General features: G+C 63.1%; 21 protein-coding genes. 15 read left to right on the top strand and 6 right to left on the bottom strand.

Annotated elements, in window-relative coordinates:
- Positions 1 to 41: 41 nt before the first annotated feature.
- Entirely contained in the window at positions 42 to 1,205 is a 1,164-nt protein-coding gene (locus CTATCC11996_RS01880; RefSeq protein ID WP_034347951.1) for an ankyrin repeat domain-containing protein, read from the bottom strand.
- A gap of 246 nt (positions 1,206 to 1,451) precedes the next feature.
- Between CTATCC11996_RS01880 and CTATCC11996_RS01885 the strand changes: the two genes are divergently transcribed.
- The 7 genes from CTATCC11996_RS01885 to CTATCC11996_RS01915 all read left to right on the top strand — a co-directional run bounded on the left by CTATCC11996_RS01885 (position 1,452) and on the right by CTATCC11996_RS01915 (position 7,728).
- Complete coding sequence (locus CTATCC11996_RS01885; RefSeq protein WP_003066979.1) at positions 1,452 to 1,694, top strand: hypothetical protein; 243 nt, start codon at positions 1,452 to 1,454, stop codon at positions 1,692 to 1,694.
- A 162-nt stretch (positions 1,695 to 1,856) separates the two neighbouring features.
- Positions 1,857 to 2,468, top strand: a complete 612-nt coding sequence (locus tag CTATCC11996_RS01890; RefSeq protein ID WP_003072391.1) for a class I SAM-dependent methyltransferase — start codon at positions 1,857 to 1,859, stop codon at positions 2,466 to 2,468.
- A gap of 72 nt (positions 2,469 to 2,540) precedes the next feature.
- On the top strand, positions 2,541 to 3,323 hold the full coding sequence (locus CTATCC11996_RS01895; RefSeq protein ID WP_003072393.1) for a hypothetical protein: 783 nt from the start codon (positions 2,541 to 2,543) through the stop codon (positions 3,321 to 3,323).
- An 81-nt stretch (positions 3,324 to 3,404) separates the two neighbouring features.
- On the top strand, positions 3,405 to 4,250 hold the full coding sequence (locus CTATCC11996_RS01900) for a tRNA-uridine aminocarboxypropyltransferase (RefSeq protein WP_003072394.1): 846 nt from the start codon (positions 3,405 to 3,407) through the stop codon (positions 4,248 to 4,250).
- A gap of 155 nt (positions 4,251 to 4,405) precedes the next feature.
- Complete coding sequence (locus CTATCC11996_RS01905; protein WP_003072396.1) at positions 4,406 to 5,368, top strand: transporter substrate-binding domain-containing protein; 963 nt, start codon at positions 4,406 to 4,408, stop codon at positions 5,366 to 5,368.
- A gap of 59 nt (positions 5,369 to 5,427) precedes the next feature.
- On the top strand, positions 5,428 to 6,189 hold the full coding sequence (locus tag CTATCC11996_RS01910) for a sterol desaturase family protein (RefSeq protein ID WP_236597892.1): 762 nt from the start codon (positions 5,428 to 5,430) through the stop codon (positions 6,187 to 6,189).
- Positions 6,190 to 6,624: 435 nt separating this feature from the next.
- Positions 6,625 to 7,728: an acyltransferase family protein gene (locus CTATCC11996_RS01915; RefSeq protein WP_003072400.1), complete on the top strand. Its 1,104-nt coding sequence runs from the start codon at positions 6,625 to 6,627 to the stop codon at positions 7,726 to 7,728.
- A 5-nt stretch (positions 7,729 to 7,733) separates the two neighbouring features.
- Here CTATCC11996_RS01915 and CTATCC11996_RS01920 read toward each other — a convergent pair whose 3' ends face one another.
- Positions 7,734 to 8,396, bottom strand: coding sequence for a DUF924 family protein (locus CTATCC11996_RS01920; protein ID WP_003072402.1), 663 nt, complete (start codon positions 8,394 to 8,396; stop codon positions 7,734 to 7,736).
- A 287-nt stretch (positions 8,397 to 8,683) separates the two neighbouring features.
- On the opposite strand from CTATCC11996_RS01920, the gene CTATCC11996_RS01925 reads away from it, so the two are divergent.
- Complete coding sequence (locus tag CTATCC11996_RS01925; RefSeq protein WP_003072405.1) at positions 8,684 to 9,214, top strand: DUF1439 domain-containing protein; 531 nt, start codon at positions 8,684 to 8,686, stop codon at positions 9,212 to 9,214.
- A 68-nt stretch (positions 9,215 to 9,282) separates the two neighbouring features.
- Here CTATCC11996_RS01925 and CTATCC11996_RS01930 read toward each other — a convergent pair whose 3' ends face one another.
- On the bottom strand, positions 9,283 to 10,092 hold the full coding sequence (locus CTATCC11996_RS01930) for a substrate-binding domain-containing protein (RefSeq protein WP_003072407.1): 810 nt from the start codon (positions 10,090 to 10,092) through the stop codon (positions 9,283 to 9,285).
- 164 nt (positions 10,093 to 10,256) lie between these two features.
- Between CTATCC11996_RS01930 and CTATCC11996_RS01935 the strand changes: the two genes are divergently transcribed.
- The 4 genes from CTATCC11996_RS01935 to CTATCC11996_RS01950 all read left to right on the top strand — a co-directional run bounded on the left by CTATCC11996_RS01935 (position 10,257) and on the right by CTATCC11996_RS01950 (position 13,754).
- The gene (locus CTATCC11996_RS01935; protein ID WP_003066996.1) at positions 10,257 to 11,141 is read left to right on the top strand and encodes a LysR family transcriptional regulator; all 885 of its coding nucleotides are present in this window, start codon (positions 10,257 to 10,259) and stop codon (positions 11,139 to 11,141) included.
- Positions 11,142 to 11,191: 50 nt separating this feature from the next.
- Positions 11,192 to 11,908, top strand: a complete 717-nt coding sequence (locus CTATCC11996_RS01940; RefSeq protein ID WP_003072409.1) for a glutathione binding-like protein — start codon at positions 11,192 to 11,194, stop codon at positions 11,906 to 11,908.
- A 147-nt stretch (positions 11,909 to 12,055) separates the two neighbouring features.
- Positions 12,056 to 13,111, top strand: a complete 1,056-nt coding sequence (locus CTATCC11996_RS01945; protein ID WP_003072410.1) for a pirin family protein — start codon at positions 12,056 to 12,058, stop codon at positions 13,109 to 13,111.
- A 157-nt stretch (positions 13,112 to 13,268) separates the two neighbouring features.
- A complete protein-coding gene (locus CTATCC11996_RS01950; RefSeq protein WP_003072413.1) occupies positions 13,269 to 13,754 on the top strand; it encodes an FKBP-type peptidyl-prolyl cis-trans isomerase in 486 nt (161 codons plus the stop codon).
- Between the two features lie 146 nt (positions 13,755 to 13,900).
- Here CTATCC11996_RS01950 and CTATCC11996_RS01955 read toward each other — a convergent pair whose 3' ends face one another.
- Positions 13,901 to 14,818 (bottom strand): phosphoribosylaminoimidazolesuccinocarboxamide synthase, encoded by a 918-nt coding sequence (locus CTATCC11996_RS01955; protein ID WP_003067010.1) that lies wholly within the window; start codon positions 14,816 to 14,818, stop codon positions 13,901 to 13,903.
- 442 nt (positions 14,819 to 15,260) lie between these two features.
- Between CTATCC11996_RS01955 and hpf the strand changes: the two genes are divergently transcribed.
- The 3 genes from hpf (at position 15,261) to hprK (ending at position 17,246) form a co-directional block, all read left to right on the top strand.
- Positions 15,261 to 15,620 carry a ribosome hibernation-promoting factor, HPF/YfiA family gene (gene hpf / locus CTATCC11996_RS01960; RefSeq protein WP_003072415.1) on the top strand — a complete coding sequence of 120 codons (360 nt, stop codon included), beginning with the start codon at positions 15,261 to 15,263 and terminating at the stop codon, positions 15,618 to 15,620.
- Positions 15,621 to 15,776: 156 nt separating this feature from the next.
- A complete protein-coding gene (locus tag CTATCC11996_RS01965) occupies positions 15,777 to 16,250 on the top strand; it encodes a PTS sugar transporter subunit IIA (RefSeq protein WP_034347954.1) in 474 nt (157 codons plus the stop codon).
- A gap of 36 nt (positions 16,251 to 16,286) precedes the next feature.
- A complete protein-coding gene (gene hprK / locus CTATCC11996_RS01970) occupies positions 16,287 to 17,246 on the top strand; it encodes an HPr(Ser) kinase/phosphatase (RefSeq protein WP_003060345.1) in 960 nt (319 codons plus the stop codon).
- On the opposite strand, the gene CTATCC11996_RS01975 is transcribed toward hprK, so the two are convergent.
- Complete coding sequence (locus CTATCC11996_RS01975; protein WP_003072417.1) at positions 17,243 to 18,463, bottom strand: DUF1501 domain-containing protein; 1,221 nt, start codon at positions 18,461 to 18,463, stop codon at positions 17,243 to 17,245. The two genes, hprK and CTATCC11996_RS01975, sit on opposite strands and share 4 nt — an antisense overlap.
- 11 nt (positions 18,464 to 18,474) lie before the next feature.
- Positions 18,475 to 20,070, bottom strand: coding sequence for a DUF1800 domain-containing protein (locus CTATCC11996_RS01980; RefSeq protein ID WP_003072419.1), 1,596 nt, complete (start codon positions 20,068 to 20,070; stop codon positions 18,475 to 18,477).
- Positions 20,071 to 20,155 lie beyond the last annotated feature (85 nt).

Consider the following 20,155-nt stretch of genomic DNA (forward strand, 5'->3'; position numbering starts at 1 on the left):
CTGCGCAAGCGGCCCTTTTACATGGCAGGAGTCAGATCGCGTTATTGGGACTTGAGGGCGTTGGCCAGGGCCTGGATCTTGAGGTACTGACGCGCCAGATTGTTGCGCGCCAGCTGTTTTTGCTCCGCCGATACAGGTAGCTTGGCCACTTCGGCATCCATTTCGCTCAGCAGCTCAGGCGGGATCTTGCTGAAGTCCACAGGAGCTGCATCGGCTGAAGCGGGCTGCAGCAGCGCCGGTGTTGCTCCGACCGAAGCAGGTACCTCCACGGCTGCGGGCTTGGTCCTGGGCTGGAGCAGGGCCACGATTTCGGGCGTGCCCTGGGCCTGCGCGATCTGCAGCGCCGTCTTGCCGCTGCCGTCGATGGCGTCGAGATTGATGCCGCCGCCGTCGATGAACAACTGAACGGCCACATCGTCCTTGCGTCGTATGGCATCCATGAACTGCGGCTGAGAGTGATAGGTCATGCCCATGGCGGTGAGGTTTTTGCGCGCTTCCACCTTGGCCTGCAAGGGCGTGCCAACCGCAGCGGCGGTCTGCGAGGCGGCGACGGTAGCGGTGGCTTCGGGAGCAGGGGGAATCAGGGCGGTCACGGCCTGCAGATCCGGGGTTTCCTGTGGACGGCCGGGAATATCGATGCGTTCCACCAGCAGCTTGGGAAGCTTGGTGCGAATGGCGTCGATGTTTTCCTTGAGCTGGCCCGCAGCCCGGTCCTCGTCGCTGCCGCGTATGGCCTTGGTAATGCCATTGAACAGGCCCGAGGTCAGTGACTCGGTGCGCTTGATGCTGTAGTACACCACATAGGCCTTGACACCCTGGGCAAAGCTATAGAGGCAGACTTGATGGCCTTCGGCGATAAATGCAAAGGCGTTCTTGACGGGTGGGGGCTTTTTATAGATCTCGGCATAGGCGTCCTCGCAAAGGTACTCGGGCGAGGGTACGGCTCCCGACATCTGCTTGAGTCTGGGGGCGCCGGGGCGCGCGGGCGGTGTGGACGGCATGGCGCGGTAGCTGAGATTGGCGGGAATCGCGAACTGGGACAGTGCGTCCTTGATGCCATTGGCCGCATCCTGAGGTGGCGTGCCGGGGAACACCAGTTCCGCCTTGCTTATCTGGATGTCCCACTGGTCGCGAATGTCTGCCGCGAGCGCATTCATGCCCAGCCCCGTGCCCACCAGGGCCGCCAGCAACGTTTTCTTGTACACAAATCTCTCCCTTGTTGTTCGTTTGCTCAAGTCTGACGAACAGCGATTCTGAATCATTTGGTAACAAATCTAAGCAAAGAAGCATGGAAAAAGACGGGCCTGGGCCGGCTTCACGCTTGCTCATGCCCGACCTGCAAGCGGTGATGCTGCGCCCGCTGCCGGTGCAAAACCGGGGCAGGCGGCACAATGGCTGCTTTGCAGCGCGGGCGGATGTCTGGCTGCTGCACCACATTCAGTAGTTTTTTCATGACCAACACCACCACTCCTGCCGAAGACCATCTGTGCGATGCCTGTGCCGGCATTCAGCGCAACTGGCGCAAAGCCCCCGGCCATGCCGAACTGATGCAGCGCGGCAACCGCAAGGAGGAGCGCGGCTCGAGCACGGCGACGGTGACCCGTTATGTCTGCGAGCGCTGCGGCACGGTGTGGGACTACGAGAACAACAAGCAGGACCAGCGCAAGGGCTGGTCCGTGGTCGGCAGAATTTAACCCCTTCAGCCGCTGCGCACCTTGCCCCCGGCAGGGGACGATAGCCTCGCTGCGGGGTGGTGGGGCCGCCCAGGCACTTGCTGGCTGCCTCTTTCCTGAGCCAGCGTCGGTTTTTGAAGTTTCGGCGTCTTCGGGCGCCGTTTGTTTTTTGAAGGAGGCTGCGTGCAATCAGCAAGCAACGAGTGGTTTGACGAGGCGTATTACCAGCGCTTTTACTTTGACAAGAAGACCAGCGTGATCGATCCCGAGCACGCGCGGCGGCTGGGTGCGTTCGTCTGCTCGTATCTTGCGTATCTGCGCGTGCCCGTGCAGCGGGTGCTTGATGTGGGCTGCGGCATAGGCCTGTGGCGCGAGGCGGTGCAGAGGCATTTCCCGGGCGTTCAGTATCAGGGCGTCGAGTTCAGCCCCTATCTGTGCGAGCGCTATGGTTGGGAGCAGGGCTCGGTGGTGGATTGGCAGCCCAACGATGGCCAGCCTTTCGATCTGGTGATTTGCCAGGGCGTGCTGCCCTATCTGAGCCCGGCCGATCTGAAAAAGGCGCTGGCCAATCTGGGCCGGCTGTCGCGCGGCGCTCTCTACATAGAGGCGGTGGCACGCGAGGATTACGAGCGCGACATCATTGACGAAGATCTGACCGACCCGCGCCTGTATCGTCACCGCGCCGAGCTGTACCGCCGCGGCCTGCAGCCTTACTTCAAGGAGCTGGGCGGCGGCGTATGGCTGAGCCGTCGGGCGGATATGCCGCTGTTCGAACTGGAGTGCGTTGGGGGCTGAAACCTCTTGTTCTTGGTGATTTCGGGGCCTGCACCTATATTGCGGGGCTTGCGAACTCACAAGGATATGCAGATGCCTCATTGCTGGATCAAACGCTGCGGAGTCTGGACCGTTGCCATGGCTGGCGCAGCCCTGCTGCTGGCCTGCTCGGACTCCAAGACCGAGGGCGCCGCACCCCCGGCACAGGCCCCGGCCGCTGCGCCGGCCCCCGCGCCTGCACAGCCTGCCACCCAGGCCCAGCGTGTGATTGACCAGTTGTTCAGCACCGAAACCATAGGCATGAATCTGGCCTATGTGGAAAAGATTGCCGGCCCGGCCATGCGCTCGGAATTCCACCGCCACCAGTTCCGCACCGACGGCTGCGACATCACCCTGGTCAGCGACGAAGCCGACAAGGTGATCGAGTCTGTCGAGATCGATATCGCACCCAGCTGCAATCTCTCGCTCAAGAGCGTGCTCAATGTGTCCGAGGGTCAGCCCGATATAAAGCTCGGCGATCTGACCTTTGGCGGCTTCGAGCCTTTGCTGGACAGCCGTTACTACGCCGACTGCCTGACGCTGTGCGGCAATGCCGCCGACCCCGTGGTCTATCTGGAGGCCAAGGGTTCACGTCTGACCAACTTCATCAATTACTCGGTGCAGGCCCCCATGGTGGACGGCAAGGTGCTGGATGCGACGGCCGCCTGGCGCGATGCCATGGTCAAGGCAGAGTCCGAGGACTATGTGCTGGACACGCGCTTCAACTGCGAGCCGGATCGCTTCAGGAACGTGATTTCCGCCGGACTCAGGAATGCCAGGCCCACGGTGTTCAGCTTCGGCCGTGGTCCGACCTTCGAGCAGGGGGGCTGTGAGTAAACGGCGCTCCTGCAGCATCAGCACTGGATTTGGCAAAGGCGGGACAATCCGGGCATCTGTCTGAACCTGCTGGTGTCCGTCTTGCCCGCTTCCACGCCTTTGTCCCCTGCCGCTCTGACTCCGCAGAAAGCCCTTGCCTCCACGCTGCCCCCGCATGCCGTCTCGCGCTTGCGCCAGGCGCGGCTGGCGCGCAGTACGCGTCCGTTTCTAGCGCGTGGCGGCCCCAAGGGTGAACGCTGCGAGGGCTGCCGTTTGCGCCCCTCGCACTGCATGTGCGCGCTGCGCCCCGAGCTGGCCACGCGCGCAGCCTTCTGCCTGCTGATGCATGATGCCGAGCCGCTCAAACCCAGCAACACGGGCTGGCTGATTGCCGATGTGGTGAAGGACACCTATGCCTTTGGCTGGTCGCGCACCGAGGTGGATCCGCAGCTGCAGGCCTTGCTGGCCGATCCGCAATGGCAGCCCTATGTGGTGTTTCCCGGCGAATATGCCGAGCCTGCCGAGCCTGCCGAGCCTGCCGAGCGTGTGGTGGAGACGCTGGACGGCGGCGACAGCCGCGCGCTGCAGCCCGGCAGGCGCCCGCTGTTCATACTGCTGGACGCGACCTGGTCCGAGGCGCGCAAAATGTTTCGCAAAAGCCCGTATCTCGATGGCTTTCCCGTGCTCAGTCTGCACCCGGATCTGATCTCTCGCTATCAGTTGCGCAGATCCAAGCGCGACGACCATTTCTGCACCAGCGAGGTGGCGGCCCTGTGTCTGGAACTGGTGGGAGATGCCGGTGATATGCAGGCCGGCCGCGTGCTGGAGAGCTATCTGGGCGTGTTCACCGAGCACTATCTGCAGGCCAAGCACCAGCAGCCGGTCGATGAGGCCGACAGTATCCACCAGCGCCTGCGTGAGCTGATGGGCGCCAAACGCGGCGTATGAAGCGCCGTGCAGGCATAAGCATTCCACTCAAAGCAATAAGCGAACACGGACAATCGTGCCAGGGCCTCATGAGTGCATGAGGTGTGTGCCGGATCGGGTGGGTGATGAGCGCCGATGACCAGAGGTCTCGGCGCTTTTGTTTTTCGGGAGTGGTGATGGGCAAGTCGTTGAAATGGGTTGGGCTGGCAGCAGCGCTGGTATGTGCGGGTTCGGCCATGGCTGCGGGCAAGACTGAAGCGGCGAGCTCCACTATCGGTGCCAATATCGACACGGCGGTGGATCTGTCCGCATCGCCCACGCTGCAGCGCTGGCAGGCAGGCGGCGCCGTGGTGCTGGGGGTACGGGAGGCTGCGGTTCCCATGTCCTACGCGATCGGGGCCAACGAGAAGTTCGTCGGCTATCACATGGACCTCTGCGAGCGCGTGGTGCATGCGATTGCGCCCAGGGCCCAGATCAAGTACATGGTGCTGACGCCGCAGAACACCATGCCGCTGATCAACAACGGCACGGCCGATTTCAACTGCGCCAGCATGACCAACAACCTCACGCGCCAGAAGCAGGTGGCGTTTGGTTTGACCACCTATGTCAGCGAGGTGCGCATGGCCGTGCGTGCCGACTCGGGCATCACCTCCTTCAAGCAGCTGCAGGGGCGCAATGTGGGCGCCATCACGGGCACGACGGCGGTGCAGATTCTGCGCAAGTACGCCAGCGACAACGAGCTGAACTTCAAGACTCTGATGAGCAAGGACCAGTTCGAGAGCTTTCTGATGCTGGAGTCGGGTCGCGTCGATGCCTTTGTGCTGGATGACAACATGCTGGCCGGCGTGATCGGCCAGAGCAAGAATCCCAAGGGCTACAAGATCGTGGGCGAGGTGATTGGTGCCGAGCCGGTTGCCATCCAGTTCAGCAAGAACGACCCGCAGATCAAGAAGGCCGTGGACGGCGCCATTTTGCAGATGATCCGCTCGGGCGAGCTGCACAAGCTCTACAACAAATGGTTCATGCAGCCCATTGCGCCCAAGAACGTGAACCTGAACCTGCCCATGGGCGAGGTGCTCAAGAAGCAGCTGGCCGCGCCCAACGACACGCCGCTGGAGCAGTTCGTATTGCCCCAATAGAGCGGCAGGTCCACATCAGCCGATAGACTGCAAGGCAAACCGCAAGGGGAGTGTTTGCCGTGCTGGAGTACCTGATCTATCCGCTGATTGCGCTGCTGTTCGTGGCGGTTTTCACGCGTGAGGTGATTGCGCCCGCCTCGCGCAATCTCTGCGACCGGCGCTGGCTGATCTACAGCAGCGCCCTGGGCGCGCTGACACTGGCCTGCACGCTTGCGCTGGGCTGGTTGCTGGAAGACCGGATTCGCCAGCATGCGCTGCTGGATGTGGGCGCGCGCTGGAGTCCGCTGCTGGTGGGGCTGCTGAGCTTTTTCATCACCAGCTTTGTCTTTTACTGGTGGCACCGCGCCACCCATGCCTCCGATCTGCTGTGGCGCGTGTTTCACCAACTGCATCACAGTGCGCGTCGCATCGAGGTGCTGACCTCGTTCTACGCCCACCCGCTGGACTCCTGCGCTGCCATGCTGCTGAGCGTGATTTCCAGCTACTGGGTGCTGGGCGCCAGCCCGGCGGCGGCAGCCGTGGCCCTGGGACTGACGGCGGCCTTCGATCTGTTCACCCATGCCGATCTGCGCACGCCGCGCTGGCTCGGCTATGTGCTGCAGCGCCCGGAAATGCATACCGTGCACCATCAGCATGGCCACCATGCGCAGAACTACGGCCTGCCGCTGTGGGACATGCTGTTCGGCACCTGGACCAACCCCGCCGAGCGCGCGCAGAAGCTGGGCTTTGATGACGACAAGTCCGAGCGCGTGGCCGAGATGCTGCTGTGGCGCGATGTGCACCAGAGTGCACCTGCTTGCGGGCGCCGCAAGTCATCCTGAAGCTTCGAAATTGATAGCTGATGGAGCCGATGGGTGGAGCGCAGCCTGCTGTTTTTGTTCTTAATTGTTAACACGGCCTGCCAAGACCCTGCCAGAGCCTGGAAAGCTCTGCCACTGGCTTGGGCAGGTGGCAAAAATCTGTTCAAATTGCCCCGGTCTGTTCACCTGTCAACAGACGCCAAGCCGTCTGGCTGCGGGCATTCATAACATTCTGTGGCCTCACCGCCGGTGAGATGCAACAGACAAATCGCCTGCCAGGTTCCGGCGCCCCCAAGCGCGTTTTCATGCGCTCTGTGACCCCCGGGTCGCTGCAAAGAGCTGTTACTGCCTCTTTGCTCAAACTCTGAATACTGCTTCAGCCATGTCTTGTGCATGGCTGTGATTGTTTGTCTGCAAGCCCGGCCTGTGCCTGGGCGAAAGGAAAGGTGTCCGGTTTTGGTGGAGTCGGCGTTCAAGCTGCGCTACAACCCAGCGCTCGATGGATTGAGAGGCATAGCCATTGTGCTGGTGCTGCTCTCGCATGCACATGCCCCGATGTTCGATGGCGCCTTCTTCGGCGTCGATCTGTTCTTCGTGCTCAGCGGCTTTTTGATCACCTCCTTGCTGCTGATGGAGTATCGGCAGCATGGCAAGCTCGATTACTGGCGCTTTTACCGTCGCCGCTTCTTCCGTCTCATGCCTGCGCTGGCGCTGTTTCTGGTCGCGTACTGTGTGTTTGCGCCTTTTATCTGGCCAGACCTCACGGATATCTATTCGGACGCCCTGGTCTCCATCCTCTACCTGGCCGATTACGGCATTGCCTTCTTCGACAGTCCGGACACGCTGCTGCATATGTGGTCGCTGTCGGTGGAGGAGCATTTCTATCTGATCTGGCCGCCGCTGCTGGTTCTGCTGCTGCGCAAGGCCACGCCTGGACGTGTCTGGGCGCCGCTTGCGGCGCTGTGGCTGCTGAGCACGTTGTGGCGCATCTTCTGGGTGGTGCAGGGTCAGCAGTTCTACGAAATCTTTTTCCGCTTCGATACGCGGGCCTCGGGTTTGCTGGCCGGTGCCTTGCTGGCGGCGCTGATGATGGAGCGTCCCCAATGGATAGAGCGTCTGCAGTCGCTGCGGGCCTACACCATGTGGTTTGTGCTGGCCGTGCCGCTGATCATGGAGCTGGAGTGGGACAACCAGCACGCCATGGTCTGGGGTATCACGGTGGTGGAATGCGCCGCCCTGGTCGTGCTGCTGGCTGTGCAAAAGCCCACGGGTCTGGTCTATGAAATGCTGACGGCGCCGCTGCTCATCAAGCTGGGCCAGCTGTCCTACGGCATCTACCTCTGGCATTACCCGGTGGTGCGCTATCTGCGCGCCGATTACTCCTGGCCTGTGACTGTAGTCGTCGGCCTGCTGGTCTCGACTGCGCTGTCGGCACTGTCGTTCTACACGGTGGAGCGCTGGGCCATGCGCCACCGCGACCTGGGGGCGGGCAAAAAGCCCGTGCGCCAACCCGAGCCGCGCCAGGAACCCGCGCTGCGCGAGGCTGCGCGCGGCTCGTGATCGCCCTAGAAGCCTGAGCCGGGCTGGGCCAGGTACTCGGCCTCTTCGGCCGTGCTGGCGCGGCCCAGAATGTGGTTGCGGTGCGGAAAGCGGCAAAAGCGCTCTATCACCACCTGATGGCGATGGGCGTAGTCCAGCGTTCCGGCCAGATATTCGCGCAGCCCGGCGTCCGTGGCGCTTTCCTGCAAAGCCTCGAAGGCGGCCACGCTGCGTTGCTGCATGGCCGGGTCTTCGGCATGCTCCAGCGGCAGGTACAGGAAGACGCGGGCCACCTCGGGCAGTCGTTGGTCGGTGCCGGAGTCGATTGCCTGCAGCGCCAGTGCCAGGGCCTGCGCGTCACCGGCAAAGCTCTTGGGGGTGTTGCGGTGGATATTGCGCGTGAACTGGTCCAGCAGGATCACCAATGCCAGCTGCTGCCATGGACCCTGGGTTGCCCAGTGCTGCAGCGCACCGCCCAGAGCAGCCTCCACCGCAGTGCCAAAGCGCTGGCGCAGCTCCTCGTCGAAAGCCGCCGATTTGGTGAACCACTGCGCTTTGTGCTTGAGGGCATCGGCATTGCCGGGCCTGGCGCTGCCGAACCACTGGGTCAGAACCTGGTCGGGCAGGCTGGTGTCCTGGGCGGCGGCGGTCAGTGCCTCATGGCTGAGGGAAGAAGGATATGCAGTCATGCAAATCATTGTGCATGCACGGCCGCCATGTGCCGACGGTCAACCCCTGGTGGCGTCGGACGTTAGATAACAGTCTTTTACCTGCAGATTGCGTCAGATGGGGAACTGCCAACATCCATCGAGACTCTGTGGAATAGCAGGCTCGGAGACAATGGATTGCTCAAAAATCATAGCTTGAAGCATTGGTTTATCAAGCGTTTGCACGGGTTTTGAATCAGGTTTTACGGAGTTCGGTGGTCGTGATGAATCGGCGCTCATGGTTGGCGGTGACAGTATTGGGATTGGGAATGGCTGCCACGGGCTGCTCGGGCAAGTCCGTGCCCAGCAGCGTGAGCGTGAGCCAGCAGCAGCTGCAGGAGATGCTGGCCAGGCGTTTCCCCAGGCAGTTTCCCGTGGCGGGTTTGCTGCAGCTGGATCTGAAGGCGCCGCAGCTGAGCATGGTGCCCGAGCGCAATATGCTCAACGCCGTGATCCCGGCCGAGCTCAGCGGCAAGGTGCTCAAGGAGCAGTACAGCGGCCTGCTCAATGTCGATTTCGCGCTGCGCTATGAACCCACCGACCGCACCTTGCGCGCCTACCAGATCAAGGTCAACCAGCTCAGCATGGACGGGCTGTCGCCCGCGCTCAGCGATATGCTGGGCACTTATGCCACGGCCTTGGCCGAGCAGGCCATGGGTCAGGTGGTGCTCTATCAGCTGCAGGACCAGGATCTGGCCCTGGTCGACGCGCTGGCGATGGAGCCTGGCGCCATTACCGTCACTGCTCAGGGGCTGACCGTGGCCCTGGTGCAGAAAGCCGGCCCGGGCAGCAAGCGCTGAGCTGCCAGGCGACAAAAAAGCCCGCAGGCGTATGCCTGGCGGGCTTTTTTTGCGGGGCCGTGCTGCGCTCAGCGGGACTTGGCAATGGGCTCCAGGCCGGTGTCACGAATCGTCTTGGCGGCGGCGGGCGAGGTGTAGTACTTGAGCAGTTGCTCCAGCCCCTGGGGGTTGGTGGAGGTACTGGCCGTGCCGGCCGAGAAGATGGTGTAGTGCTGCACCGAATCGGGCAGGGTGCCGACATAGCTGATGCCCTCGATGGGCAGCAGCTCGCTGACCTGCTGCAGGCCGATTTCGGCCTCGCCCCGCGCCACGATGGTGCCCACACGCTCGGTCACGATCTTCTTGCTCTTGGGCATGACCTGGTCGTGAATGCCGAGTTTCTTGAGCATCTGGGTTTCGTAGTAGGTACCGCTGGCGCTGGCCGAGTAGGCAATGCTCTTGGCATTGAGCAGCACCTGGCGCAGCTTGTCCTCGCTGCTGATGTCGGGGATGGGGGCACCCTTCTTGACGGCCACGCCCACGGCAGAGCGCACCAGGTCGATCTGGGTGCCGTTGCGCACCAGGCCCTTGGCGGCCAGATCGTCGAGCGCTCCGCGCGCCAGAATCACCACATCGGCCTTCTCGCCCTTGCTCAGGCGATTGGGAATGGAGGTGGGCGAGGCCCCCATGGACGAGCCATAGGCCGACTCCACCGCCAGGCCGGTCTGGGCCGTGAACTGCGGTGCCAGTAGCTTGTGTGCTGCGGTGAAGCCGCCCGAGGTCATGAGACGCACAGGCTCCTTGGGCGTGCTGCTTGGCTGCTGGGCGCATCCTGCGGCCAGCGCCGCAGCGCTGATCAGCAGGGCTCGGCGGGCGGTGAAGAGGGTAAACGGCTTCATCAATGTCTCTCTGTATTGGGCGGGCCTGGTCAGGCCTTGAACCCTTATTGAATCGACGCATACAGCTACGGTTGTCATGGCTTCTGCGGCTGACCGGATTGTGAAAAGCTGCGGTCTTTGCGTCCAATACCGTTTGCGTCTGGACTTGATACGAAAATCGTCCTATGGATTTGCGCCGTCTGACCTGTTTTCTGGCTGTGGCTGAGGAGCTGAATTTCAGCCGTGCGGCCCAGCGCTTGCATATGAGCCAGCCCCCGCTGAGCCAGCAGATCCGTCTGCTGGAGCAGGAGATGGGCGCGCAGTTGTTCGAGCGCTCGCGCCGCGCCGTGGCGCTGACGCCGGCAGGCCTGTTGCTGCAGGACAAGGCGCGGCAGATCGTGGAGCTGCACCAGCAGGCGGGCGAGCTGGTGCGCATGGCAGCCCATGGCCTGGCGGGGCGGTTGCGCATCGCCTTCACGGCATCGGTGCCGCTGTTTGACGAGTTCTCCACCATGCTGCGCGACTTTCGCAGCCGTCACCCGCAGGTGGAGCTGGATCTGCAGCATATGACCACGGGCGAGCAGATCGCGGCGCTGACGGCAGGGCAGATCGACATCGGCTTCATGCGCCCGTCGCCGACGTTTCGCATCCCCGTGCCGATCCGGGAGCAGACACTGTGGCGCGATGAGCTGAAGCTGGCCCTGCCGGTGGCACATGCCAAGGCGGCTGCGGGCGAAGCACTGGCTCTGAGCAGCCTGGCCGACCAGCCTTTTGTGCTGCATCCGGCCGTGCTCGGCGGCGGTCTGCACGAACATATTCTGGCGCTGTGCAGCGAGGCCGGCTTTGTGCCGCGCATCGCCCAGCCGGCGCGCGAGACCTCGACCATGCTGGCGTTGGTGGCCGCCGGCCTGGGACTGTCCATAGTGCCCAGCGTCTATGAGCGCATCTGCCCGCCCGGCGTGGTGCTGCAGCCGCTGGCCGATGCTGCGCGCCACTCGCGCATTGCGCTGGTCAGCATGCAGCAGGCGCCATCACCCTGCGTGCAGATGTTCTGGCAGTTGCTGCGCTGAGCGGCCTCTGCCGTTACGATGCGGCAAACCCTTTTTCAGGAGCCAGCCGCATGACCCGCACCCTTGCCGATTTTTCCGTGACCCGCAAATGGCCCGCGCAGCACCCCGAGCGCATCCAGCTGTACTCGCTGCCCACGCCCAATGGCGTGAAGGTGTCGATTGCGCTGGAAGAAATGCAGCTGCCCTACGAGGCGCATCTGGTCAGCTTCCAGACCAATGACCAGCTCACACCAGAGTTTGTCGGCACTTTCCCCAACAACAAGATTCCCGCCATCATCGACCCGCAAGGCCCGGGCGGAAAGCCGCTGGCGCTGTTCGAGTCGGCGGCCATCCTGATCTATCTGGCCGAAAAGAGCGGCAGCCCGCTGCTGCCCGCAGACCCCGCGGCGCGCTACGAGACGCTGCAGTGGCTGATGTTCCAGATGGGCGGCGTGGGACCCATGTTTGGCCAGGTCGGCTTCTTCCACAAGTTCGCGGGCAAGGACTTCGAGGACAAGCGCCCACGCGACCGCTATATCAACGAATCCAAACGCCTGCTGGGCGTGCTGGAGCAGCGCATGCAGGGCCGCGAGTGGATCATGGGCGAGCAGATCACGATTGCCGACATCGCCATCTGGCCCTGGGTGCGCAATATGGTCGACGAGAACGGCTACAACGCCGCCGAGCTGGTGGGCTGGAGCGGGTTTCCCGAGCTGCAGCGCGTGCTCAAGGCCTTCATGGCCCGCCCGGCGACGCAAAAAGGCCTGAACATTCCGCCGCGCGGCTGAGCGCCGGCCAGGGCAGCACAGGCTTGCCGTTGTTGCAAAAGCGGCAACTACTGTCCCAGTGGTGATGTCTTTCAAACCCGTGGGCCGGCCTTATCTTCGAGACTTCAGGCCCTGCAGCTGGCAGCGGCCTCTCAAGAGGAGAACTCCATGACCACGAATCACCCACCCATTCTGGAAAGCGCCCCCCTGGGTCCGCGCTGGCCCTGCCTGGACCCCTTTCTGTTCTGTGCTCACCACGATGACAGCTATCCGGCCAGCAACGGCAAGATGGGCGTGCAGGCCGTGGAGTTCGAGGGGCGTGAAATGGGCAGCGATTTCAGCGCCAGGGACGGCTTCTCGATGTACCACGGCGAGCCGATTCCGGGCTTCCCGGGCCACCCGCATCGCGGCTTCGAGACCGTGACTCTGGTGCGCAAGGGCCGCATCGACCATGCGGACTCGCTGGGCGCAGCCGCGCGCTTCGGCGGCGGCGATGTGCAGTGGCTCACGGCCGGCAAGGGCATCCAGCACTCGGAGATGTTTCCGCTGCTGAACAGCGACCAGCCCAATCCGCTGGAGCTGTTCCAGATCTGGCTGAACCTGCCTGCGAGAAACAAGATGGTGGAGCCCCACTTCACCATGTTCTGGAACGAGCAGATCCCGCGCCTGAGCTTCAGCGATGCGGCGGGCAGGAAAACCACCGTCACCGTGGTGGCCGGAGCCCTGGACGGTGCAGACAAGGCCCTGCCGCCACCGCCCGAATCCTGGGCCTCCCAGGCCGACAGCGATGTGGCCATCTGGACGCTGGAGCTGGAGCCCGGCGCTCGCTGGACCATGCCCAGGGCCGCAGGCGACCAAACTCACCGCATGCTCTACTTCTTCGTAGGCAAGAGCATGACTGTGGGCGGTGAAGCCGTGAACGGGCATCTGGCCATGCATGTCGACGCTCAGCGCGAGCTGGAGCTGGTCAACACCGGCGATGTCAGTGCAGAGCTGGTGCTGCTGCAGGGCAAGCCGATTGGCGAGAAGGTGGCGCAATATGGCCCCTTCGTGATGAACACGCAGGAGGAGATCATGCAGGCCATGCAGGACTACCGCCGCACCCAGTTCGGCGGCTGGCCCTGGAAGGACAACGATCCGGTGCATGGCACCGAGAACCGCCGCTTTGCGCGCTACCCTGGAGCCGATGTCGACGAGCAGCCTCCTGTGCTGGCCATCGTCTGAAATTGCGCTGCTGGAGGCGGTTGTTCAAACGCTGCGACAATGTGCGCCTGACCGCCATGACCCATGCTGGCCGTGGCGGCTTTGTTTTGGAGCCGCTCAAACCGCCGCCTGCGATGGGCCGAATGGTGCGAGTCGCTCGCGGAATCTCCAAACTGTCATGAACATCACCAAAGACACTGCCGTCACCATCAACTACAAGATTCACGAGCTGCTCGCGGGCGGCGTGGCCGTCAAACTGCTGGACAAGGGCGACGTGGCCTATCTGCACGGCGGCTATGACAACATCTTCGCCAAGGTCGAAGCCGCTCTGGACGGCAAGCAAAAAGGCGATACCGTGACCGTGGACCTGGCCGTGGCAGATGCCTTCGGCGAGCGCGACGAAAGCCTCCAGCGCACCATTCCCAAGGGTGAATTCCCTGCGGGCGTGAAGGTGGGCGGCCAGCTGCGCGGCACCAATGACCAGGGCCTGCCCCAGATCTACAACGTGGTGAAGATCAAGGGCCCCGTGGTGCTGCTGGACGGCAACCACCCTCTGGCTGGCTTCGCGCTGCGCTTCAGCGCGGTGGTCAACGAGGTTCGTGAGGCCTCCGAAGAAGAAATTGCGCACAAGCACGTGCACGGCGGCCACGGCCACCACCACTAAAAACATAGCTACAAGCGTATGCAAATAAAGGATTTCAGCATTATTTCTAGCTGAAATCCTTTGTCTGAAAGCGTAAGCAGCTATCAAAACAAAAAGGCCCCGGATTTCGGTTCCGGGGGCCTTTTTGTTTGCTTGGGGCTGATCGCTCAGGCGGTCAGGCGATCCAGTGCTTCGCGGTACTTGGCCGCCGTCCTGTCGATCACTTCCTTGGGCAGGCGGGGCGCGGGAGCCTTCTTGTCCCAGGCCTTGCCGTTGACCTGGGCCTGCTCCAGCCAGTCACGCACGAACTGCTTGTCGTAGCTGGGAGGGTTCTCGCCCTTGGCCAGCGCGTCCTCGTAGCCTTCCACGGGCCAGTAGCGCGAGCTGTCGGGGGTCAGCACCTCGTCCATCAGCACCAGGGTGCCGTCTTCGGTCAGGCCGAACTCGAACTTGGTGTCGGCAATGATCATGCCCTTGGTCAGCGCGATCTCGGCCGCTTCCTTGTAGATGCGGATGGCGGTGTCGCGGATCTGGGCAGCGAGTTGCTCGCCCACCATCTCCACGGTGCGCTCGTAGGTGATGTTTTCGTCGTGGTCACCCATTTCGGCCTTGGCCGCGGGGGTGTAGATGGGCTCGGGCAGCTTGGCTGCGTTGGTCAGGCCGGCAGGCAGCTTCACGCCGCAGACCGATTGCGATTCCTGGTATTCCTTCCAGCCGCTGCCGGCCAGATAGCCGCGCACCACGGCTTCGATCAGCACGGGCTTGAGGCGCTTGACCAGCATGGAGCGGCCTTCGACCTGCTTGACTTCTTCGGGCTTGACCACGGACTCGGGCGCTTCGCCGGTCAGGTGGTTGGGGCAGATATGGCCCAGCTTGTCGAACCAGAACAGCGCCATCTGCGTCAGCAGCACGCCCTTGCCGGGAATGGGCTCGCCCATGATCACGTCAAAGGCGGACAGGCGGTCCGAGGCCACCATCAGGATGCGGTCATCGCCCACGGCGTAGTTGTCGCGGACCTTGCCACGCGCGAGCAGGGGCAGCGAGGCAATGTTGGAGGTATGCAGGGCGGAGGGCTGGGTGGTCATGGTCGAGATAGGGGCTGTCAGGCAATTCAGGCGTGCAGTCGGTCAGCAGGCGCCTGAAAGCCCAAGGGGCTGCCAGCGTCGCAGGCCCGAGAGGCGGCTGCGTAAAAACGCGATTTTAATGGCGCAGGCAGGGGTTTTGACGGTCACGGTCTTTGCCATTGCGCGCCTGCTGCGATCGAGGCCCTGGGGCATGCAGGCGTATCCCTTGCACGCGGGCCAAAGCCACTCATTGTGGCGGCAAAACCGGCTGCCATCAAACCGTCAAACAAGGCCCCTGGCGAGCCTGCGCTATCTCGGTCATTTCGTTGCCTTTGGCGTGGGGCGGGCGCATAGTGGATTCACAGCAAAGACGAATGCGCATTCCGAACTGCCAGGCTGCGGCACAGCCATCAGGCGCTGTGAAACCGCAGTGATTTCACCGAGAGCTAAGGAGTGTTTTGTTATGAATTTGACGATTAGCGGGCATCACCTGGAGGTCACTCCCTCGCTGCGCAGCTATGTCATGGCCAAGCTGGAACGCATTCTCAGGCACTTCGATCAGGTCGTGGACGTGAAGGTGCTGCTCACAGTCCACAAGCAAAAGGAAAAAGACAAACGACAGCGCGCCGGTTGCACAGTGCGCGTGAAAGGGCAAGACTTGTTCGTGGAGACGCAGCATTTCGACCTCTATGCCGCCGTGGACGCCCTGGCTGACAAACTCGACCGTGTGGTGATGCGCTACAAGACTCGTCAGCAAGGCCCGCGTGCCACAGCCAAGCGACTCGATGCCGGGGGCTTGCAGCTGGCGCAGGTGTCAGCTTGATGAAAGCGAGGCGCAAAGCTAGCTTTTGCGCCGGTTTGTTGCAGGGCTGTCGCCTTGTTACAACGCTAAAAGCGCCGCCCTACGGGGCGGTTTTTGATGGTGATCAGGGTTTCCCCACGGTTTTCAGCGCTGCGGTGCATAATTGTTGATCACACCATGAATCGCCTAGCTTCTATCCTTCCCGCCGCTCAAGTGCTTGTGAGCGTTGATGTCACCAGCAAGAAACGCGCTTTCGAGGAAGCGGGTTTGCTCTTTGAGAGCTTGCATGGTCTGTCTCGTGCCCTGATCACCGATAGCCTGTTCGCACGCGAACGCCTGGGCTCCACCGGTCTGGGGCATGGAGTTGCCATTCCCCATGGCCGCATCAAGGGCCTGACGGCTCCCATGGCGGCAGTGTTCCAGCTGGCCAACCCCATCGGCTTCGATGCGCCCGATGAGCAGCCGGTCGGCCTGCTGATCTTCCTGCTGGTGCCCGAGGCGGCGACGCAAAAGCACCTGGAAATCCTCTCCGAGATCGCCGAGCTGCTCAGCGACAGCCAGTTGCGAGAGCGTCTGAAGTCGTCCACCGATGCGCAGCAGCTGCACGGCATGATCGACAGCTGGCAGTCCTCCATCACCTCCCAGGCCTGAGTCCTGGCCCTTCTTCCTGACTGACAGGGCCTTGCCATGAGACCCAGCGCCATCAGTGCCGACGTACTGTTCGAGGCATTTCGCAACTCCAGCCTGCGCTGGCAGTGGATAGCCGGGCTGGGCGCCTCCGAGCGCCGCTTTGACGAAATGGCCGTGCGCTCGGCCCGCTCGGGCGCCGATCTGGTGGGCTACCTCAACTACATCCACCCGTACCGGCTGCAGGTGCTGGGCGAGCGTGAAATCGCCTACCTGACCAATGCCACCTCGCAGGACTGCCTGCGCCGCATTGCCCGCATCGTCACGCTGGAGCCGCCGGTGCTGGTGCTGGCCGACGGCCAGGATGCGCCTGACGAACTGATCTCCATGTGCGAGCGCGCGCACATCCCTCTGTTCTCCACCAAGGAGCAGTCGGCCTTCGTCATCGACGTGCTGCGTGCCTATCTGTCCAAGCATTTCGCCGATCGCATCACTATGCACGGCGTGTTCATGGATATCTTGGGCATGGGCGTGCTGATCACGGGCGAATCGGGCCTGGGCAAGAGCGAGCTGGGGCTGGAGCTGGTCACGCGCGGCAACGGTCTGGTGGCCGACGATGCGGTGGATCTGTACCGCATCAACCAGACCACGGTTGAAGGCAAATGCCCCGAGCTGCTGCAGAACCTGCTTGAGGTGCGCGGCATCGGCCTGCTCGATATTCGCGCCATCTTTGGCGAGACGGCGGTGCGCCGCAAGATGCGGCTCAAGCTCATCGTGCATCTGGTGCGCAAGGAAACCATGGAGCGCGAATACGAGCGCCTGCCCGCCGAGCCGCTGACCCAGGATGTGCTGGGCGTGCCCGTGCGCAAGGTGGTGATTCAGGTGGTGGCGGGTCGAAACATCGCCGTGCTGGTGGAAGCTGCGGTGCGCAATGCCATCCTGCAACTGCGCGGCATCGACACCTACCAGGAATTCGTGATGCGCCACCGCCGCGCCATGGAGAGCGGTGAGTCGTTCTAGACCAGCTGCAGCCTGCCGGGCTGCGAGGCCGGAAAGATCTGCTGCAGCTGCGATGCGTTCAAGCCATACATGCGGGCAAACAGGCCGCCCAGCAGGGAGCGGTATTCGTTGAGCACGGGGTAGTCGCGGTTCTGGAACAGCGCTTTTTCGGTGACTTCGATCTGCTCGCCCAGCACCTTGCCGCCGGCCTGGGCCGACAGGCCGCCGCCGAGGAACCAGTAAGCCGTGCCATGGCCGTGATCCGTGCCCTTGTTGCCGTTTTCGCGGAAGGTGCGGCCGAACTCGCTGATCACTGCCACCACGGTATGCCGCCAGGCCTCGGCTCCCATGGATTCGGCGAACGTCGCCAGGCCCTGGCTCAGATCGCCGAGCCGGTTGGCCAGATTGCCGCTGGCGGCGCCCTGGTTGACATGCGTGTCCCAGCCTCCGATATCGACAAAGCCCAGGTCGAATTGCTCGCGCATCAGATGCGCCATGCGCTGGGCTACCAGGCTGAAACCCTTGGCACTGATTGCATTGCGCCCGGCCTGGTCCATTTCCTCCTGCATGCTGCGCTGCACGGCACGCTGCACCGCAAAGCCTTCGCGCACCGGGACTTCCAGGCTCGAGCCCTGGTACATGGAGGCAATGATCTGGCTGCGCTGCTCGTCCACGGCCGTCTTGCGCACGGAGGCCAGTGCCATGTTCGCCACCTGGGCGCTGCCGCGCAGGCATAGCGGCAACTGGGCGGTGAACGCCATGGGGCTGAGACTGATCCGGCTCTGACTGTCGGTTTGCAGCACCCGGGTCAGCCGGTTCAGAAAGCCGCTCTGAAAGCTCTTGCCGCCTTCTTGCGGTTGTCCCAGCTCGATCGAGTCCTGGGTCTCGAAATGGCTGCGGGAGAGGTCGTTGCTGCCCGCAAATGGCACAAAGCAGGCTTGGCCCTGCTCATACAAAGGCAGCAGACTGCTTTGCAATGCAGGATGCAGCCCCCATTGAGGGTTCAGGGCCAGGGCACCGTCGGCCGATCCCGGGCGCGCTATGGCGATGCTGGGCCTGGCCTGATAGTAGAAGTCGCTATGGGTCGGCACCAGCAGGCTGTTGCTGTCGTAGGCACCGCGCAGGAAGACCAGCAGAAAACGGGGCGAGCTGCTTTGCAAGGGTGCTGCCAGACCTTGACCCAGCTGGCACAACAGCGGCAGGGCAGCGCCGAGGCTGAGAAATTGACGTCTTTGCATGGCTGCCCTCCTTAGCGGTACATCATTTCGGGGGCAGAGAGGAAAAAGCTGTTCCAGTCCACCGGGTTCCTGGCCTGGGCCAGTGCGGCGCGTGTGGCGGCACCCAAGGCCGGCACACGCGCCTGGACGCTGCTGCGCTTGTCCAGTTCGGGATACGGCGGCTTTTCCAGCGGCTGCTGCGGGCTGTTGCGAAACAGCAGCGCGCCGCGGCTGCCAATTTGCCTTGCTACATCGAAACGGGCATTCATCTGGCCGGAGCTGGACCAGTCCGACTGGGCCAGAGGGTAGCCGTCGGGAGTTTCGTGGCCGTACAGTGGCTGGCCCAACTGATTGAGCCAGTTTTGTACCGGCCCCACATCACTGGCCACGCGCTGGTCGTAGGCCAGGCGTGTGGCGCTCAGCACATAGTGGACCGGGTCCTTGAAGCCCTTGCCGAATTGCTGAGCCTGAGGGTCGCTCAGCAGGGCCGCCAGCGTGGCGGCAATATCACCATGACTGCGTTCGAAGGCCTGGGCCGTGTGCTCGACCACGACCGAGGGCGGCTTGTCGCCGAGAAAATAGACGGACAGCTTGCGTGCTATGAAGCGTGCAGTGACTGGCGAAGCCACTATGCGGTCTAGCGCCTCGTTGACCTGGGCCAGGCCGCTTTTTTCCAGCGGCTTGCCAAGCAAGACCTGGGGTGTGTAATCGTGGCGACCGGGATGGAATTCGAAGAAGCCCTGGCGAACGTAGTCGCCCTGGCGTTCGGGGCGCAGCCTGGGCGGCGGGGCATCGGCTTCCCGGGTGCTGAAGCCCACGCCGGTCAGCACATGGGCCATGGCCTGCACGTCAGCCTGGGTGTAGCCGCTGCCCACGCCCATGGTGTGCAGCTCCAGCAGCTCGCGCGCATAGTTCTCGTTGATGCGCCCGGCGGCATTGCTTGCATTGTCCAGATACAGCAGCATGGCCGGATGGCGCATGCTGGCAGACAGCAACTCGCGGAACTTGCCCAACGCATGAGGGCGAATGGCCTGTTCCTCGTAGTCGCCCACCCACAGGCGTACATCGCCCTTGCGGGTGCTGACGTTGAAGTGGTTCATCCAGAACCAGGTCATCTGCTCCTGCAACTGGTGGGGCGAGTAGAGCGCGCGCCAGATCTGGCGTTTCTGGGCTTCGGCGCCCAGCTGATTGAGCTGGCGCTGCAGCTCGCTGCGCAGTTTCGCGGCTTCCTCGGAGCTCTGGCTGTTGCGAATGGCGAGGCGCTGGTCGGCAATCTCGCGCTGGATCTGCGCCATGGGCTTCTGACTGATGCTCAAGGCATCGATGTGCTGCTGCACCTCGGTCGGCATGGACTCGGATGACGGGCTGAGCTGGGAGGCCAGCCAGCGCTTGAGGCCCTGCTGCTGCAGCAGGGCCGCATCATGGTCGGTGGCGCCCCAGGTGACCCGGTCCAGCCATTGCTGGCTTTGCAGCGCGCTGGGCTTGTCGGGCAGGGCGCTGCTGCTCAGCGTCTGCAGCACCTCGGGGCTGGGGCGGCCCGATGAGGGGGCCAGCGGTGCGCAGGCGGTCGAGGCGAGGGCGGCCAGACAGAGCAGGCCCAGGACAGGTGAAAACGGTAGCAGCCGCATGGACCGGGTCTCCTCAAGCGCGGGGATGACTGCAGCATACGCAGTCCGGCCCGATATTGGCTTGAGGCTTGATGGAGCTATGTAA

This window comes from Comamonas testosteroni ATCC 11996, from assembly GCF_000241525.1.
Classification (GTDB): domain Bacteria; phylum Pseudomonadota; class Gammaproteobacteria; order Burkholderiales; family Burkholderiaceae_C; genus Comamonas; species Comamonas testosteroni.